At 68.7% G+C, this 18171-nt stretch carries 16 protein-coding genes; 8 read left to right on the top strand and 8 right to left on the bottom strand.

What is annotated here, in order from left to right:
- Positions 1-15: 15 nt before the first annotated feature.
- Both EV650_RS24330 and EV650_RS24325 read right to left on the bottom strand, forming a co-directional pair.
- A complete protein-coding gene (locus tag EV650_RS24330) occupies positions 16-510 on the bottom strand; it encodes a hypothetical protein (RefSeq protein WP_134121322.1) in 495 nt (164 codons plus the stop codon).
- Positions 503-1000 carry a MarR family winged helix-turn-helix transcriptional regulator gene (locus EV650_RS24325; protein ID WP_134121321.1) on the bottom strand — a complete coding sequence of 166 codons (498 nt, stop codon included), beginning with the start codon at positions 998-1000 and terminating at the stop codon, positions 503-505. The genes EV650_RS24330 and EV650_RS24325 overlap by 8 nt, the downstream gene beginning before the upstream one ends.
- A 124-nt stretch (positions 1001-1124) precedes the next feature.
- Between EV650_RS24325 and EV650_RS24320 the strand changes: the two genes are divergently transcribed.
- From EV650_RS24320 to EV650_RS24310, 3 genes are all read left to right on the top strand, one after another.
- A complete protein-coding gene (locus EV650_RS24320) occupies positions 1125-2885 on the top strand; it encodes an ABC transporter transmembrane domain-containing protein (RefSeq protein ID WP_134121320.1) in 1761 nt (586 codons plus the stop codon).
- Entirely contained in the window at positions 2882-4660 is a 1779-nt protein-coding gene (locus EV650_RS24315) for an ABC transporter ATP-binding protein (RefSeq protein ID WP_134121319.1), read from the top strand. Before EV650_RS24320 ends, EV650_RS24315 begins: the two co-directional genes overlap by 4 nt.
- Positions 4661-4744: 84 nt before the next feature.
- Positions 4745-6532, top strand: a complete 1788-nt coding sequence (locus tag EV650_RS24310) for a S9 family peptidase (protein ID WP_238174423.1) — start codon at positions 4745-4747, stop codon at positions 6530-6532.
- On the opposite strand, the gene EV650_RS24305 is transcribed toward EV650_RS24310, so the two are convergent.
- From EV650_RS24305 to EV650_RS24295, 3 genes are all read right to left on the bottom strand, one after another.
- Positions 6504-7412, bottom strand: coding sequence for a S66 peptidase family protein (locus EV650_RS24305; protein ID WP_134121318.1), 909 nt, complete (start codon positions 7410-7412; stop codon positions 6504-6506). The genes EV650_RS24310 and EV650_RS24305 overlap by 29 nt on opposite strands.
- 10 nt (positions 7413-7422) lie before the next feature.
- On the bottom strand, positions 7423-10788 hold the full coding sequence (locus EV650_RS24300; RefSeq protein ID WP_134121317.1) for a phosphodiester glycosidase family protein: 3366 nt from the start codon (positions 10786-10788) through the stop codon (positions 7423-7425).
- Between the two features lie 78 nt (positions 10789-10866).
- On the bottom strand, positions 10867-11526 hold the full coding sequence (locus tag EV650_RS24295) for a response regulator (protein ID WP_238174422.1): 660 nt from the start codon (positions 11524-11526) through the stop codon (positions 10867-10869).
- 168 nt (positions 11527-11694) lie between these two features.
- Between EV650_RS24295 and EV650_RS24290 the strand changes: the two genes are divergently transcribed.
- Genes EV650_RS24290 through EV650_RS24280 form a run of 3 tightly spaced genes read left to right on the top strand, consistent with a single transcriptional unit; the run spans position 11695 to position 14564 of the window.
- Entirely contained in the window at positions 11695-12240 is a 546-nt protein-coding gene (locus EV650_RS24290; protein ID WP_134121315.1) for a hypothetical protein, read from the top strand.
- A gap of 30 nt (positions 12241-12270) precedes the next feature.
- Positions 12271-13428 (top strand): sensor histidine kinase, encoded by a 1158-nt coding sequence (locus EV650_RS24285; protein WP_134121314.1) that lies wholly within the window; start codon positions 12271-12273, stop codon positions 13426-13428.
- Between the two features lie 5 nt (positions 13429-13433).
- Entirely contained in the window at positions 13434-14564 is a 1131-nt protein-coding gene (locus tag EV650_RS24280) for a sensor histidine kinase (RefSeq protein WP_134121313.1), read from the top strand.
- Here the strand turns inward: EV650_RS24280 and EV650_RS24275 are convergent.
- Positions 14551-14874, bottom strand: a complete 324-nt coding sequence (locus EV650_RS24275; protein WP_134121312.1) for a rhodanese-like domain-containing protein — start codon at positions 14872-14874, stop codon at positions 14551-14553. The two genes, EV650_RS24280 and EV650_RS24275, sit on opposite strands and share 14 nt — an antisense overlap.
- Positions 14875-15000: 126 nt before the next feature.
- Between EV650_RS24275 and EV650_RS24270 the strand changes: the two genes are divergently transcribed.
- A complete protein-coding gene (locus tag EV650_RS24270) occupies positions 15001-15837 on the top strand; it encodes a hypothetical protein (RefSeq protein ID WP_134121311.1) in 837 nt (278 codons plus the stop codon).
- A 73-nt stretch (positions 15838-15910) separates the two neighbouring features.
- Complete coding sequence (locus EV650_RS24265) at positions 15911-16837, top strand: trypsin-like serine peptidase (RefSeq protein ID WP_134121310.1); 927 nt, start codon at positions 15911-15913, stop codon at positions 16835-16837.
- On the opposite strand, the gene EV650_RS24260 is transcribed toward EV650_RS24265, so the two are convergent.
- Complete coding sequence (locus tag EV650_RS24260) at positions 16834-17265, bottom strand: DUF2871 domain-containing protein (RefSeq protein ID WP_134121309.1); 432 nt, start codon at positions 17263-17265, stop codon at positions 16834-16836. The two genes, EV650_RS24265 and EV650_RS24260, sit on opposite strands and share 4 nt — an antisense overlap.
- Positions 17266-17276: 11 nt before the next feature.
- The gene (locus EV650_RS24255; protein WP_134121308.1) at positions 17277-18134 is read right to left on the bottom strand and encodes a DNA-formamidopyrimidine glycosylase family protein; all 858 of its coding nucleotides are present in this window, start codon (positions 18132-18134) and stop codon (positions 17277-17279) included.
- Between the last annotated feature and the right edge of the window lie 37 nt (positions 18135-18171).

The raw sequence follows: 18171 nt of genomic DNA, 5'->3' as shown, positions 1-18171 counted from the left end.
GACGGTACCTCGCGGTCAGCGTGCCGGAGCGGGCAGGTGGCGCTGGTCCCGGGATGTGGCCGTGAAGAAGTCTCGTGAGCTTCGGGGAGCCCAGAGCAGGACCAGGGCGGCGATCTTTACGGCCACTGCGGCGAGCATGACGACCTGCTGGACCGCTCCGCCGACTGGCATCGTGCTGACGAAGCCGTCGATGCAGGTGGTGATCACCAGCAACACAGTGGCCCGGATCCGCTGCCGACCACGGCCGACGGCCACTGCGAGCCACAAGAACAGCACGGTGATGATCAGGTGGACCGCAGACACGGACACCGTCGCGTAGCGGACAGTCGCGTCGACTCCGTCATTGCGGACCTGTCCCGCGAACGCAGGTGAGCTGCTGACCCAGTCCGCGATGGCTGATCGGTCGGTCGCGTAGACCACGACGAACGCGATCAGTGCGATGAAGTCGAGTACGGCGGCGGTAACGAGCAACCGGCGTACCCAGGTGATGGTCCCTGGCCGTTCAGTCACTGGCTTCTCCTTCGACTTTGCGTGCTCGGCGCCACCGTGGTCCCGCGCTGGACTCAGGAGCAGCAGCGGGAGGTCGCTGGGCCCAGGCCTCGTTGAGGCGGGTAATCAGTGCGGTGGCCATGGCCACGTCCTCGTCGGACCAGTCGTCGATCACGCTGGTGAACGCCGTGACGCCGGCCTGGACCGTCACCTCGATCTCCTGGCGCCCCTGGTCGGTCAGCTCGACCAGGAACGTCCGGGCATCACTGGGATCCGGCTCGACCGCGACCTGGCCCGCCTGCTCCAAAGCGGTCAGATGACGGCTCGTCGCGGAGGCGGTGAGCCGGAGCTCCGCAGCGATCGCGTTCGGCCGGATCGGGCCGCGGTCCGCGACCAGGCCGAGCACTCGGACCCTGGTCAGATCCAGGCGTCGCGAGATGCCGCGGTGGCCCTGGTCGATCAGGTCCATGACCGCTCGCGCGAAGTCGGCTCTTTCATTTCGTTGCGCCACGAAACGACTATACCAAGACAGCACTGAAAAGGGTTTGACGGACTGTCGGCGGGGCCGCCTAGGCTTGATCTATTCGCCTGGTCAGGTGCCCTTTTCCACCCTTCTACGCCTCTTGTGAGACGTCATGTCTTTGCGCCTTGTCCCGTTCGCCGATCCGGGTGTGCCCGACACCCGATCCGGTCTCCGACTCATCGTCTGGCTGGAGCACCAGCAGCTGCGCGGCCAAGCCCTCGCAGTGTTCTGGGGTCTGGTCTACTTCGGCGGTATCGCCGCCGCTCCGGTCGCGGTCGGCCTCGCTGTTCAGGCGGCGATCGACCTGTCCTGGCCCAAGCTGATGCTGGCCGGTGGGCTGCTGCTGGTCTTCGGCGCGGCCAAGGCCGGCGCCGACTCGTTCTTCCACCGCGCCGTCGTCACCAACTGGATCAGTACTGCGGCGCGCCTGCAGCAGCTGCTGTTCCGCAAGGCCGCGGAGCTGGGCTCGCTGCTGACCCGCCGGATCGCCGCCGGCGAGGTCGTCGCCGTGAGCAGCGGCGACGTCGAGAAGATCGGCTGGTTCGTCGAGGTGCTGGGCCGGTTCGCCGCCGCCCTGCTGACCTGCTTCGCCGTTGTGATCGGTCTGCTGTTCTACGAGCCGCGGCTCGGTCTGGTGGTCGCGGTCGCCGTGCCGGTGCTGGCGTTCTCGATCGTGCCGCTGATGGGGCCGGCTGAGCGTCGTGCGGACGAGCAGCGCGCCAAGGGCGGCCGCGCCACCGAGCTGGCTGCCGACACCGTTGCCGGTCTGCGCGTGCTGCGCGGCATCGGTGGTGAGCAGCTGTTCCTGGACCGGTACCGCGAGGCTTCGCAGCAGTACCGGAGCAGCGCGGTCCGTAGTGCGCGGATGTGGTCGCTGATCGCAGCCCTGCAGGTCCTGCTGTTCGGTCTGTTCCTGGTGGTCGTGGTCTGGATGGGCGTTCGGATGGTGACGTCCGGCCGGATCTCGGTCGGCGAGCTGGTCACGACGTACGGCTTCGTCACGTTCATGCTGGTGCCGCTGCACACGTTCGAGGAGACCGCGAGCGCGTTCATCTTCTCGAAGGTGTCGGCTCGCCGGGCCGCGCGGGTGCTGTCGCTGCAGCGGACCGACGAGACCAAGGGCACCGCCGAGGCTCAGCTGCCGGCGGGCGACCTGTTCGACCCGGTCAGTGGTCTGCACGTGCCGGTCGGCAGCTTCACCGCGGTCGTCTCTGGCGACCCGGACGCAAGTGGTCTGCTGGCCGACCGGCTGGGTGGTCACAGCCCGACGGCCGACGGCGAAGCCTCTGTCCTGCTCGGTGGCGTCGCACTGGACGACATCCCGCTGGACTCCGCGCGCACCGTCGTACTGGTGCAGGACAAGGACCCGGTGCTGCTGTCGGGGAAGGTGCACGAGCTGTTCGACGTGCCAGCCAGTGGTGCGGTCTCTCCGGAGACTGCGCTGGACGCTGCGCAGTGTGCGGACATCCTCGACGTACTGCGGCAGACGCTGCCTGCTGGTGAGTCAGACGCGATGAATGCGGTGCTGACCGAGCGCGGTCGCTCACTGTCTGGCGGTCAGCGGCAGCGGGTGGCGTTGGCTCGCTCGCTGTACGTCGACCCGCAGGTGCTCGTGCTGGACGAGCCGACCAGTGCCGTGGACGCGCACACCGAAGCGCGGATCGCGGACGGTCTGCAGTTGCTGCGCGCCGGCCGGACCACTGTGGTGTTCACGTCCAGTCCGCTGATGCTGGACCGCGCGGAGCGGGTGGTGTTCGTGCCGGACGGTCGCGTCGACGCGGTCGGTACGCACCACGACCTCCTGCACACCAACCCGCGGTACCGCGCTGTCGTAACCCGTGAAGAAGAATCCACTCTCGAGGAGTTGGCGTGAAGCGCCCGGAGTACGACCCGGCAGCCCCACAGGAAGTAGTGCGGCTCCCGGTGGCAAGCAGCGTGACTGTGCGCAGCTACCTGAAGATCCTGTTCCGCCGTCACCGGCGCCAGTTCCTCTGGCTGACCGTGGTGAACGCGGCGGCGGCACTGAGCGGCATGGTCGGCCCGTGGCTGCTCGGTAACGTCGTACAGAAGCTGTCCGAGGGTCGCACCGAAGTGCAGCTGCCGTACGTCGTGATCGGCTTCGTCATCGCCCTTCTGGTGCAGACGGTGTTCGTCCGGCTGACCCGGCTGCGCGGTGCCGTGATGGGCGAGGAGATGCTCGCCGACCTGCGCGAGGACTTCCTGGTCCGCGCGGTCGGGCTGCCGCCAGGTGTGCTGGAGCGCGCCGGGACCGGTGACCTGCTGTCCCGGATCACCACGGACATCGACCGGCTGTCGCACGCGATGCGGGACGCCGTGCCGCAGCTGACGATCGCGGTGATCTGGGCCTCACTGCTGATCGGTGCGCTCATCGTGACCGCGCCGGCGTTGGCCATCGCCGTGGTGATCGCCGCGCCGCTCCTGATCATCGGTGGTCGCTGGTACTTCCGGCGTGCACCATCGGGGTACCGATCGGAAGCGGCTGGGTACGCCGCCGTGGCGTCGGCGCTGGCCGAGACGGTCGACGCCGGCCGGACCGTGGAGTCGCACCGGCTCGGTGACCGCCGGATCAACCTCGGTGACACCCGGATCGGTCAGTGGGTCGCCTGGGAGCGGTACACGCTGTACTTGCGGATGATCCTGTTCCCGGTGATCAACATGACCCACACCATCGCGCTGGCAGCAGTGCTGGTCATCGGTGGCGGCTTCGCCATCCAGGGCTGGCTAACGGTCGGTGCACTCACCACAGGTGCGCTGTACATCCAGCAACTGGTCGAGCCGGTCAACATGATGATCCGCTGGTACGACGAGTTGCAGGTGGCGCAGGTGTCACTGGCCCGGCTGGTCGGCGTCCGCGAGGTGGAGACTGCCACGACGGAGAGCAGCGCCGAGCCGGACGGCCGGACTGTGCTGGCTGACGACGTGCGGTTCGGCTACCTGGAGGGCCGCGACGTACTGCACGGTGTGACGCTGACGGTCGAGCCGGGCGCCCGGGTGGCGCTCGTTGGGCCTTCTGGTGCAGGGAAGTCGACACTCGGCCGGTTGCTGGCCGGCATCTACTCGCCACGCGTCGGTGACATCACCCTGGGTGGTGCGGCGCTGGACCAGATGTCTGCCGAGCAGGTCCGTAGTCACGTTGCCCTGGTCAACCAGGAGCACCACGTGTTCGTGGGCAGCGTTCGGGACAACCTGCGGCTGGCCAGGGAGGGCGCGACCGACGCCGACCTCTGGGCGGCCCTGCGGTCGGTGGACGCCGACGGCTGGGTCGCCGGGTTCGACGACGGGCTGGACACCGAGGTGGGTTCCGGCGGGGTCTCGCTGACGCCTGCCCAGGCACAGCAGGTCGCGCTGGCCCGGTTGGTGCTGGCGGATCCACACACGCTGGTCCTGGACGAGGCGACCTCGTTGATGGACCCGCGGGCGGCCCGGCATCTGGAACGGTCTCTGGCGACCGTGCTCGAGGGCCGGACCGTGGTCGCGATCGCGCACCGGTTGCACACCGCGCACGACGCCGACGTGATCGCAGTGGTCGAGGACGGGAAGATCGTCGAGCTGGGCGGCCACGACGAACTGGTCGACGCCCAGGGCCCGTACGCCGCCCTCTGGCACTCCTGGCACGGCGAGCGCTGACGCACAGGATGGGTGGGTCCACGGTTATCCACAGGATCCAATAAGGCCCCGCGGATCCACCCATCCTCGTGTGAGGATGAAGGCGTGCTGCTGACAACGCTGTTCTCCTTGCCCACCGCGATGGCCCTCGACGTGGACGACGAGGGCCGGATGCTGGTGCTGTATGACGGCACCGGCACCCGCCAGGTCAACGAGGTCGCCCCGGACGGGACCTGGCGTGCGCTCACCGACCTCGGCGACACCTGCCGCGGCGCCCGGTTCGTTCCCGGCAGCAGCCGCGTGGTCGTCGAGCACGACACCGGCGGCGACGAGCGCGGCCAGCTCTCCCTGCTCGACCTCGACGAGCCCGGTCTGCCCGCATTGACGCCGCTTGTGCACGACTCGGAGTACATCCACCACCTGGTCGCCGCCCGGGACGGACGCGTGCTCTACACGACGAACCGCCGCAACGGCATCGACTTCGACCTGGTCGCCCACGAGCTGGCCACCGGCCGCGAGACCGTCCAGTACGACGGTGGCGGCTGGGTGATGGCGGTCAACCCGTCCCCGGACGACAAGTGGGTCGTCCTCTCGAAGGCGAGCAGCCCGGCCAACTCGATGCAGCTGCTGCTGGTCGACACCTCCAGCCGGTCCGTCACCGAGCTCACCCCGGAGGACGCGCACAACGACCAGGGCCCGATCGCCTGGCTGCCGGACTCGTCGGCATTCCTGGTCTCGACCAACGCCGACCGCGACCGGATGGCCCTGCGCCGGTACGACGTGGCTGACGCGGCGTGGAGCGACGTACTCGTAGACGACGCCCGTGACCTGGCCGGGTGGCCCTCACCTGACGGAGAGCACCTGCTGGTCGCCGTACTGGAGGACGGGGAAGTCGGGCTGGCGCTGCACCGGCTGGAGGACGGGTCGGTCATCGCACCGCTTGATCTGCCCGCCGGTGGTTGCGCGGCGCTGTCGATGACCACGCCGGATCCGATCTGGTCGTCCGACGGCTCGTTCGCGGCGATTACGTACAACTCGCCGGTCATGCCGCCGACTGTGTTCCGGTTCGTGCCGGGTGGTGAGCTGACCGCGATCCGGCCTGCGGAGGCGCCGGACGTGCCGGCCGAGCTGCAGCATCCGGAGAGCCTGCGGGTGCCGTCGTTCGACGGTGAGCAGGTGCCGGTGTTCGTGTTCCGGCCGACTACCGGTGACCTGGGTTCGACGGTGGTCCACGTGCACGGCGGTCCGGAGGGCGCGGCGCTGCGGATGTGGAGCCCGATCATCTCGGCGCTGGCCGGCGAGGGGCACACAGTCGTCGTGCCGAACGTCCGTGGGTCGGCCGGCTACGGCAAGCGCTGGTACACGCTCGACGACCGCCAGCTGCGACTGGACTCGGTGAAGGACCTGGCCGCGATCAACGCCTGGCTGCCAACCATCGGCGGCGACCCGAAAAAGGCCGCGCTCTGGGGCGGTTCGTACGGCGGGTACATGGTGCTGGCCGGTGTCGCGTTCCAGCCGGACCTGTGGGCGGCCGGTGTGGACATCGTCGGAATCGCTTCGCTGGTGACGTTCCTGGAGAACACGTCGGACTACCGGCGGACCATGCGGGAGCGCGAGTACGGCTACCTGGCGACGGACCGCGAGTTCCTGGAGTCGGCCAGCCCGCTGAGCCGGGTCGATGACATCCGGGCGCCGTTGTTCGTCATCCACGGCGCCAACGATCCACGCGTGCCGTTGTCGGAGGCAGAGCAGATCACCGACGCGCTGACGAAGCGCGGCGTACCGTGCCAGCTGCTCGTGTACCCGGACGAGGGCCACGGTCTCGCCAAACTCAAGAACCGCCTCGACGCCTACCCGCAGGCGTTCAGCTTCCTGCGAGACCACCTGGGGTGAGGGTCGCAGCGGTCGCGTCCAGCCGTACCGGCAGTCCCAGCGGTACGGCGAGGTTCAACGCCTCATGCCCGATCGCTGCACCCTCCACCATCGGTACGCCGAGAGGCTCGAGCCGCTCGCGAACGACATCGAGCGGGTCCTGGACGCCAGTGAAGTCGCCGACGACCAGGCCCGTCACCTCGTCGAACCACCCAGCCCGCAACAGCTGGGTGAGCATCCGGTCCACTCGAAAGCCGGCCTCGTCAACTTCCTCGAGGACGACGATGCCCGCCGGCGGCGCGTAGGTCGGCGTACCGACGCTGGACGCCAGCAGCGCCAGGTTGCCACCACACAGCCGCCCCTCGGCAACCCCACCGACCACAGTGCGCGCGCCATGCGGTGCCAGCAGGTCAGTCAAACTCTCCGGCTCGAACAGCAGCGCCCGCAGCCGCTCGCGGCCCACCTCGTTCTCCAACTGCTCCACAGCAGCAGCCATCGGGCCGTGCAGCGTCACCAGACCACGTGCGTTCAGCGGCTCGTGCAGCGCACTGATGTCGCTGAAGCCGAGGAACCACTTCGGTACGGCGACCAGCTCGTCAAAATCGACGTACTCCAGCATCCGCTGCACGCCGTACCCACCGCGCGCGCAGAACACCGCGGCGTACTGCGGATCGAGCCAGGCGTTCCGCAGGTCCTCGGCACGTGCCTTGTCGTCCGCAGCCAGGTAACTGAGCCGCTCATGACCGGCCAGCACGGACGGCATCACCTCGACCTCGAGCCCCCACGACCTGAGGTACTCCAGCCCGATCGCGAGCCGCGAACCGTCCACCCGCCCCGACGGCGCCACCACAGCGACCCGGTCACCACTCCGCAGCCGCTGCGGCACCACCACGTCAGTCACCGGGGTGACGCTACCAATCGACCCGCAGCGTCGTGCTCTTGGAGACTCCGTTGACGGTGACGCCTAGTTGGGCAGTGCCCGGGCGGAGGGCGGTGAGCTGACCCGTGGCCGGGTCGTACGACGCGACTGCCCAGAACGGAGCCGTCTTCGCCGGGCCGATGTGGAGGAGCGTCGAGCCCCACCAGTCCGCGGAGACCGGGAAGCTGACCGGGACCCGGCGGTCGTCCTGGATGACCGTGGCGGATGCGGCCGCGGACTGGCCGCGACGCAGGGAGGCCGGCGCGGTCAGCTCGAGCGAGTCGACGTGCGGCCGCAGCTCGACCTGGAACCAGGACCGCTCAGGAGCAGACCACTTCCGCTCGCCGGCCGGAGCTGCCGTGGCCTTGGGGTCAATCCCGACCAGCGCCCAGCCAGTGAACCCACCGGCGTCCGGTGCGGCGGCCGGGCTCTTGCCCGAGTTGCCGGTCAGCGGCAGCAGTACGCCGTCGGTCCTGGTCGCGGCGAACGTTCCGGCGTGCGCCGCCATGTACGCGGCGCCCTTGCCGGTCGAGGCCCGGAAGTCGGCCAGCCACTGGACGATCATCGCGGCTTCCTTGCGGTCACCGAGTTGCGAGTTCTGCGTCGGCGACGGGTCGTCGATCGGGTGGTGCGCCATCACCACGACGTTCTTGATCGTCTTGTTGGTGGCCGCGTCGTCGAGCTGCTTGCGCAGGTCGAGGATCTGGTCGAACCCACCGGCCCGCAGCGACCCGAGCGACGAGTCGCGCAGGATGAACCGGGTGCCCTTGTGGTCGAACGTGCTGGTCGCCGCCCCGAAGACCTTCTTCCACTCCGACAGGTCGCCCGGTCCGTAGGTCTCGTGGTTGCCCGGCACGTAGTGCACCGGCACCTTGCCGGCCACCTCTTCGTCGATGATCTGCTTGGCCAGCGCAATGTCCGGCCCGAACGCCCGGTCGACGAAGTCACCGTTGATCACCAGGAAGTCGGGCTTCTGCGCGAGCGCCTCGCGGATCGTCCGCCGGGCCTGCTTCACGTAGTCCGAGTTCGGGTCGTCGGACGTGAACTGCGCGTCCGACATCACCGCGAACCGCCACCGCCCGCTCGTTTCCACCGTCCCGTCGGTGACCACCATCGGGTCGATCACCTTCGCCGGCGGGTCCATGGTCACCGGCGGCGCGCTTCGCACGGTCAGGTCGTCGACGATGATCCGGCCCGAGTACTGCCGGGTCGGCGAGGTCTCCACAACGTAGATCCGCCAGAACCGCAGCGGGTACGTCAACCCGGGCGGGATGTCGGCTTCGACGTACTTCCAGCCGGTCCAGTCGATGGTGGTCGCGAGGTTGAGCGTCTGCGCCGTACCGCCGGCCGCGTCGTACGCGTTCGCCCGCAGCCAGGCGCCCTTGCCGTCGCCGTAGATCCAGGCACCGAGCTTCTGCGGCTGACCGGGCAGCGTCTGCTGCGGAGTCTGCGAGAGGTACGCCGCCCGCGTGGCCGTACTGCCCGTCAGCGAGTAGTCGAGCGCGATCGCCTGCCCGCCGTCATGACCTTCCGCGGCGGACTCGGTCGCCGTCGCCGCTCCAACGGGTACGGCGTTCGCGGCCCACTTGGTCAGGTCGTCGAGCTTGTCGACCACGGTGCTGGTCAGGCCGGCGGTGACACTCAGTTGGGTGCTGAGGGCACCGACCTTCGCGGTGATCACGGTCGAGACCGCGTCGCTGGTCAGCGCGTTCACCTCGAAACCGTTGCGCTTGGCAACGACCTTGACGACCGCCGAGTCGTAGGTGAGTTTGACGTCCTGAGGCTCGATCCAGGTGGAGAAGCCGTCTCCGTCGTACCCGTCGACCTCGAAGAAGCCGGTGGCGGACGGGTCGGACAGCGACACCTGACGGGTCGAGGGGGCGAGGCGGGTCGGCGTACCGAGGACTGTCATCGGGAACCTTCCGTTGGCCGAACCGCGGGTCGCGGTGACGACCACGTCGCCCGCCCGGCGACCAGTGACGACACCGTGCTGGTCGACGCGGACGTTGCTGCCGGCGTACCAGGACGGCGTACCGGAAGCGGGTGCGTAGGTCTCGTCGTACCCGGTGGCGCTGAGGACTCGGCTGAGGCCGGTGAGGACGCGGGAGCTGCGGGAGACGTCGGCGTCCGGGCCGTCCTGCGACGTACCGACGGACTCGACGCGGAAGCCCTTCAGCTTGTCGGAGCCCTTGACCGGCAGCAGTCCGAGGCCGTTCGGGATCAGCCGCTCGCTGCCGTCGGACGGGTCGTTGACCACGTCCGGCGCGGCCTTGCCGGGTGTCCGGGCGAGCATCGTCGAGGAGCCGCCGCCGTCCAGGTTGAGCGCGTCGTCAGCGCCGAGGCTGATCATCAGCTGACCCATTTCCTTCAGCGACAGCCCGCGGGATCCGGTCGCCCGGCCGTCGACGGTGAGCAGGATCATCCGGCTGCCGTCCGCGTCGAACCCGACCGCGGTCCGCGGCGCGAGGTCCGCGTCCGGCACGTCGTCGGGGACCTTGCCGTCCTTCGCGAGCTGGTAGTTGCCGCTGATGCCGACCGCGACGTTCGCCGCGTCCGGGCGCAGGCCGTACTGCACGTCGACCTTGTCGCCGACCTGGAGCGCGGTGAGCGCGTCGGCGCCGGCCTCGCGGCCGATCAGCGACTGCTCGTTGGCCGCCAACGGGGTGGTGGCCGGAGTAGTGGCAGAGGAGACGACCACTCCGTCGCGAAGGATCACCTCGCGGACGGTCGGCAGGCCGTCGACGGTCCGGGTCCGGGCCGCGTCGCCCCACTCCGGGGTGTAGAGGCCGATGCCGCCCGCGTTGACCGCGGGCGAGTTCAGGTTCGTCAGTTCCAGCTTCGTCGTACCGTCGACCGCCGTCCCCTGCAGGAAGAGCTGGGCGATCTGGCCGAGGCCGTCCTTGCCGATCACCGCGGTGTCGTTGTGCCCGGCGGCCGGGGCGTTGAGCAGCTTGCCGCTCTGCTCGACCCCGACGCCGAGCGGCGCGGTGGTGTCGTTGATGTCGAAGAAGTCGCCGTTCACACCGGCGATCGCGCCCTTGCGGGCGAGCTGCTGGCTGAGCGGCTGACCGCCGGACACCTTGCCGCCGTTGTTGACCAGGTCGACGGTCACGCCGTGCTTGCTCAGGTCGGTGTCGAGGATGTCGCCGCGCTGCCAGCCCTTCGGGTCGAGGCGCTCGAACGACGTGTAGTTCACGCCCGGCGCCACCGGGCTGTCCACCCGCGACGTCAGTACGCCGTCCTGCGCGATGGCGGCGTCGGTGATCCCGTTGGTCTTGGCGAGGGCCGGATCGACGAGTACGCCGGCCAGTAGGCCGCCGACGCCTACGGCTGTAGTCAAAGCACGGACGAGCGACACAGGAGCCTCCCCAACGGACGGACAGCTGTGACAAACTAACCTCTTGCCAGCCGGATCGGAAGGTCTTTCACCTGTTGTTCAGCGGCGGTTGGCGAATCCAGTCTCGTAAGCGACCACAACCGCTTGCACCCGGTCCCGCACCCCGAGCTTGGTGAGCAGCCGGGCGACGTGCGTCTTCACCGTCGTCTCGGCGACCACGAGCTCGGCCGCGATCTCGGCGTTGGACAGTCCGCGCGCGATCAACCGCAGTACCTCCAGCTCACGCTCGGTCAGCGTCTGCAGCTCGGCCGGTAGTCCTTGCGGTACGACGGGTTCGACGAACTGCTCGACCAGCCGCCGGGTGATGGCCGGCTCGATCAGCGAGTCGCCGGTCGCCGCCGCGCGGACGGCCGCGATCAGCCGGGTCGACGGGGAGTCCTTGAGCAGGAATCCGGCCGCACCGGCACGCAGCGCGCGGTAGACGTACTCGTTCTGGTCGAACGTGGTGAGCACGATGATCGTCGGCGGGTCCGGCTGCCGGCGGATCTGCTCGGTCGCGGACAGCCCGTCCAGCTCGGGCATCCGGATGTCCATCAGGATCACGTCCGGCGCGACCAGCTGGGCCTGCCTGATCGCCTCAGTCCCGGTGTCGGCCTCGGCGACCACCTCGATATCGCCCTCGGCCTCCAGGATCACCCGGAACCCGGTACGCACGAGCCTCTGGTCGTCGGCCACCAGGACCCGGATCTTGTCGGACACACAGTGATTGTGCCCGTACTTCGTCATCCGTGCGGCCGATCGCCGTCATCCGCACGGACGACGGCCGACCCCGGCAAGTCGTCCTCGCGCCAGACGCAGGCCACGCCGGCCGAAATCTACCTTCGCGTCATGGGGGTTCAGACGGACCCGAACCGAAAGGACAGACCGATGAGCGAGATTTTCAAGGGCATCCGGCCCCTCGACTACGTACTGGCCGGTCTCATGACCGTTGCGGGTCTGCTGATGATGGCTGAGAACATCGGAGCGTCGAGCACCGACCTGCCCCACCCGCTGTCGACCACCACCTGGGCGATGGCGCCGGCGTTCCTGCTGGTGACGCTGCCGATCCTGTGGCGGCGGCGCAACATCCTCGCGGTCGTCGGCGTCACCGCCGTGACCACGGTCGCCCACGTGCTGGCCTTCGGCTGGCTGACGCGCTGCGGCGTGATGCTCCCGCTGACGTTCGCCCTGGCGTACGCCGTCGCCCGGTTCGCCGGCGCCTGGCGGAACCAGGTGATCGGCCTGGTCGGCATCGTCGTCATCCAGCTCGTGATGCTGGCCCGGGACTCGTCGATCGACACCGTCGCGGGTGCGCTGGTGATCGCGCTGCCGGGGGCTGCGCTCTTCTACGGAGTCGGCGTACTCGTGCAGAATCGAGTCACCAAGCAGCAGACCGCCGGGCTGGCACCGGCCCACGAGCGTACGGTCGCCTGAGCGGGACTGCTGGGGCGGGGGAGCCGAGTCATGGGTGAGGTCTTCAGAAGTATCAAGCTCCGCGATTGGGGGATCGCGGGCGGCCTCACCGTGCTCGGCGTTCTGCTGATGCTGGAGGACACCCAGATGTCCGACGAGCAGGTGCGCAACGCCATCGCGGAGGGATCGATGGTGCACGCACAGAGCTCTCACTCGCTCTGGATGATCCCGGTCTTCGCGGCGGCGACGATTCCGGTGCTGTGGTGGCGGCGGGGCATCCTCGCCGTCGCCGCGGCGTCCGTGCTGGTGATGGCACTGCACGACGTCCTGTTCGGCTGGGTGACCCGCTGCGGTGCGGGTCTGCCGCTGGCCTTCGTACTCGCGTTCCTCGGGGGGATTGCGAGTGACAAGGCGACGGCCTGGATCGTCTGCGGGCTCAGCGTCGTACTGACCGTGCTTGTGCTGGTGATCGACTCGACCACCGGCCCGAGCGCGATCATCCTGGCGTTGCCGATCGTCTGCATCGTGTTCGGGGTCGGCCTGGCAGCTCGTCGTCGTACGGCGCTGAACCTAGAGCTAGCCGATCGGGAAGCGGAGCTGCGGCAACTGCGGGACGATCGGGCTGCTCTCGAGGTCGCAGACGACCGGGCCCGGCTCTCGCGGCAGCTCGACGGATTGCTGCAGGAACGGCTCGCTGGTCTGACCACCGCGGCCGAATCCGCGAACGGCTTGCCGCCGGCCGAGGCGAGGGCGGTGCTGGAGTCGATCGAGTCGGGCAGTCGGCAGACGTTGGACGACATGCGCGAGATCGTTGGGCTGCTGCGCGGCGACGACATCGCCTTCGCGCCGACGCCGACGGTCGCGCATCTCGACACGTTGCTGGCTCGACTTCGTACGGCGCATTCGCAGCTGGTCGTGACGGGCGATCCGCGCGCATTGCCTGCGACTGTGGAGCTTTCGGCGTACCGGATCGTCGAGCACCTGGTGACGGCGCTGGCCGATCAGGCCGATGCGCCGATCGTGGTGACGGTGCGGTTCGAGGACGACGCGCTCGAGATCCGGGTGAACGGGCAGGTGGGCGAGGCGGCCGATCTGAAGGCGGCCGTTGTCCGGGCGAAGGAACGCGCGAAGTTGCTGGGCGGCTCGGTCGACGTGAAGGTCAGCAAGGGCCGGGCGGGTGCTGTCGCTCAGCTGCCGGTAGTCGGCTGATTGAGATGAACGCCGTACGCAGGCTCGAGTCGGCGGGGATCGTGGCGCTGGTCGCCGCGGTCATCGTCCTGCCGACTGCGATCCACGGCTGGCCGACGACGCTGGTCGGGAACCTCTTCACGGCTGCGCTGGTCGCGAGCGGGCTGACGGTGTTGTGGTGGCGGAGTCATCCGCGGGTGTCCGCCATTGTCGGTGCTGCGCTGTGGTTGGTGCCGGCTGTGTTGTCCGACTACGGCTGGTTTCCGGACACGGCGTTCGCGATCCTTGCGTTGGTGACGCTGGTCGCCGCGCTGGGGTGGTCGGGCCGGGCGGCCTGGGTCGCGGCGGGGGCGTTGGCGGCGTACCTGTTCGTGCTGTGGGAGATCCTCGGCGACAACACCGAAGTACCGCTGATCATGTTCAGCGTGCCGAGCTTCCTCGCCGGCACGGTACTGCGGTTGCACCGGGAGTCGGCCGAGGAGCTGACGCGGCGCGGTCGCGAACTCGAGGACGAGCGGGAGCTGTTCGCGGAGCTCGCCGTACGGCACGAACGGGCCCGGATCGCGTCGGAGCTGCACGACATCGTCGGGCACGCGATCAGCGTGATGGTGATCCAGGCGGCGGCCGGGCAGCGGTTGGTCGACCGGGATCCGGTCGGCACGTCGCAGGTGTTCGCTGGGCTGGCGGAGTCGGCTCGGCAGGGGCACGACGACCTGCAGCGACTGGTCGAGCTCCTGGGTGGGATGGAGATCGGCGGGCCTGATCTGTCGCTGATCGAGGAGGTGGTCACCCGGGCCGCGCGGAGTGGGCTGGACGTGTCGTGCCGGTTCGAAGGGTCGCGCGACGGCGTGTCGGCGCCGGTGGCGCATGCGGCGTTCCGCGTAGTGCAGGAGAGCCTTACGAACGCGCTCCGGTACGCACCGGGTGCCGCAGTACGAGTCGTGGTGACCGGCTCTCGCCGGGACCTGACTGTGCGCGTGCAGAACGGCGCGGCGGTGCAGGCCCGACCGCTGCTGACAGGGACCGGTCGTGGGCTGGCCGGGTTACGCGAACGCGTGCAGGACCTGGGTGGTCAGCTGGTCGCGGGACCGGCTGCTGCAGGCTGGCTGGTCGAGGCGACCCTGCCCGACAACGGCCGGTCCGTCAGTTTGTGCTGACCGGGCGGCCGGAGGTCTGCCAGGCGTGCATGCCACCGTCGAGGTTGATGGCTTCCCGGCCGAGCTGGTTCAGGAACTGGGTGGCCATCCCGGAACGCCCGCCGACCGCGCAGACGCAGAGCACCTTCTGGTCCAGCGGCACCTCGCCGACCCGCTCCTGCAACTCGCCGAGCGGGATGTGGACGGCCCCCTCGATGTGGCCGCGATCCCACTCGTCCGGCTCGCGCACGTCGAGCACGAACGCCTCCGCCAGCAGCGCGTCGTCGAGATCGGCCACGACGACCGAGGGGATCTCCTGGTTCCGCTTCATGCCCCCAGCATGTCAGACCCGGCCGGGCCTCGTGGTGGCTGGAGGTGGAAGACGGTTGCCCGGAGTGCGGGACAAGGCGTTGACAGCGGGCGGCGGATTTCGGACCGTGGCTGGGAGGAGGCCGCGGTGGCATTGATTCAGGGGATCCCTGGGGAGTTCGAACCGCAACCCTGGGGTGAGGCGATCCTGCGGAGTCGCGAGTTGCTGTTGCTCCGGATCGCGCGCCGGCCACCGGACGACGAAGTACGCCTGCCGGGCCTCGCCACCACCCCACGGCACGTCGTCGAGGACCACACCGGCCGGGCTTTGACCTGGCGTCACGACGGAGACGATCTGGTCGTCCGGCTGCCTGACTCCGGTGATGCGCCGGTGGTCCGGGTCGCGTTGCAGGGCAAGCTGCGGATCGTTCCGCAGGACTCGGTCACCGCCAACGCGGACGGCGTCTGGGATCTCACACCTTTGAGTACGACGGCTCACCTGGTCGCCCGCCGCGCCGCCGATGTCGCCGTACGGTTCGTCGGCATGGTCGAGCCGGACAGCTGGCATCACGTCCGGCTCGCCGGCCGGACGTACGGCGTGACCGGGCAGCAGCTCACCCGGTCCACAATCGGCCCGTTCCCGATGCCCGCGCTGCGGGTCGTCCCGCTTGCGGTGCCAACCGGCGTACGGCGGGTGCTCGTCGCACCGGTCGGGACGGTGCTGGCGTCGATCCACCCGGGCCGCGACGAGGTCACCGTCGTGGTGACCAACTTCGGACGAACCTCAGCGCGCGGCGAGGTCGAGCTCCCACTGCTACCGGGATGGTCCGCGACTGACCAGACCTGGACCTTCGACGGCCTCGACCCCGGCCGCTCCGTCGGCTGGGCGACCCGACTCACCGGACCACCGGGCGACCACGAGTTGCGAGTGCGCTTGGATGCCGGCCGACGCTCGGCTTCATCACCGTACGTCGTACACCTGTAACACCTTGCGTTCTGAGAGCGCTTCCCCTGTACTGGCAGTGAATCGATCTACCGCCCCGATCGAGGAGTCACGCATGCGTAAAACTGTTCGCCTGCTCGCTGCCGGGATCCTGCTCGTCTCCGGCGCCGCCGTCGCTCCGGCCGCAGCCGACGTCACCGCACCGACAACCGCCGTACAAGCTCCTGCCTTGCCGGCCAAGACACGGGCCGGCGCACTCGACGCCACCGGGTACTGGACCGTCGAGAAGCTGCGGAACGCGATCCCGGCCGATCTGCCCGCCGGAACCCCTTTGAAACAAGGGCCTTCGACCTCTAGCGGCATCGCCTCGAAGCCGGTCGCGCCACTCAAGGTCGCCAACGACGCCGTTCCGAGTACGGCGGGCAAGCTGTTCTTCGTCGACAACGGGCTGAACTACGTCTGCTCGGCGTCCACGATCAACAACGACTACAAGAACCTGATCATCACCGCCGGACACTGCGTGCACAGCGGCGCCGGCGGTGCGTGGCACTCGAACATCGTGTTCGCGCCGGCGTACTACAACGGCCAGTCGGGCTACGGCCTGTGGAACTGGAGCCAGGCGCGCGCCTTCAACTCCTGGATCGACAGCAGCGACTTCGCCCACGACCAGGCGTTCGTGACGCTGCAGCAGCGCGACGGCGCCAACCTGATCGACGCGGTCGGCGGGAACGGACTGGCGTGGGGCAACAGTCAGAGCCAGCCGGGCACCCGGATCTGGGGCTGGCCGGCCGAACCGCCGTACAACGGCGAGGTGCCGTACTACTGCGACGGCGACACCTACCCGTCGGGCTCGGACTCAGCCCTGCCCTGCACGATGAACGGCGGCGCGAGCGGCGGCCCGTGGTTGAAAGACCGCATCGACGCCAACCTCGGCTACGTCTTCGCGGTCACCTCACGCCGTACAACGAGCGGTACGCCGACTCTCCTGTCGACCCCGAACACCCCCGACGTAAAAACCATGTTCGACCAAATGACGACCTAGCTGACCTCGGCCTTTTCGGACTTCTCCTTGGCGGGCAGGCATTTGCCGAGGTTCACGAAGAAGAAGATCAGGCCGAGGGTGATGACGATGTGGCCCAGGCCGGAGATGCCGTCGAGTGCGGGGCCGGTCTGGTGGCCGGTCACGGTCATCGTGCCGCGGACGAGCATCATGCCGACGGTCAGTGCGAGGCCGGCGTTATAGACCCAGAAGAACGCGTCGAACAGTTTGCCCGCGGTCAGCGTGAAGAGTTTCTCCAGCGCGAGCACGATCAGGAAGAACAGCATGCCCAAGGCAAGGATGTGGGTGTGGACGACGCCGAGTTGCGAGTCGCCGGTGAAGTCGTTCAGTTTGGTGAGCTCGCGGTAGTACAGCCCGCTGACCACCCCGAGAATCATGTACACGTGCGCTGCCACGTAGATCTTCCGCATAGGCGGGAAACCTACTTGAGCAGCTTCGACAACCGTCGATCGGCCAGCGGTTTGCCGCCGGTTTGACAGGTCGCGCAGTACTGCAGGGAGGAGTCGGCGAAGCTGACCTCGCGGACGATGTCGCCGCAGATCGGGCACTTCTCACCCTTACGGCCGTGCACCCGCAGGCCGGACTTCTTCTCCGACTTGAGGTCTTGTACGGCGAGGCCGGCGGAGCGGTTGACCGCGTCCTGGAGGGTCTCGCGCATCGCGTCGTACAGCGTCTTGAGCTCGTCGTCGGAGAGGTTCGAGGCCGGTTTGAACGGGCTCATCTTCGCGACGTGCAGGATCTCGTCGGAGTACGCGTTGCCGATGCCGGCGATCACCGACTGGCTCCGCAGTACGCCCTTGAGCTGGACCCGGCCCGCGCTCTTGAGGATCTTGCCGAAGTCCTCGAGCGACAGCGTGAACGGATCCGGCCCGAGCCGCGCGATCCCGGGCACCTCGTTGACATCGCGAACGACGTACACCGCGAGCTTCTTCTGGGTCCCGGCCTCGGTCAGGTCGAACCCTGACCCGTCGTCCAGGACGGTCCTGAGCGCGATCGGGCCCTTCCCCGGCCGGACCAGCCCGGTGTTCTGCTCCTCTTTCCACCGCAGCCAGCCGGCCCGCGCCAGGTGAATCACCAGGTGCACGCCCTGCGCCGAGATGTCCAGGAACTTCCCGTGCCGCTGCACGTCGTCGATCAGCAACCCGACCATCGCGGACACCGGCGGGTCATACGTCTTCAACGCACTGATCGCCGTAATGTCCGCCCGCACGAACGCACGCCCCACCGCACGCTCCCGCAGAAACGTGGCAAGCGACTCCACCTCCGGCAACTCAGGCACCCCTCTAGTGTGCCTGACATCAGGGACAGTTCGGGAG

It is taken from the genome of Kribbella kalugense (genome assembly GCF_004365875.1).
GTDB classification, from domain to species: Bacteria; Actinomycetota; Actinomycetes; order Propionibacteriales; family Kribbellaceae; genus Kribbella; species Kribbella kalugense.
The sequence above is the reverse complement of the archived record's forward strand: the minus strand, read 5'-3'. Positions and strand labels throughout refer to the sequence as shown.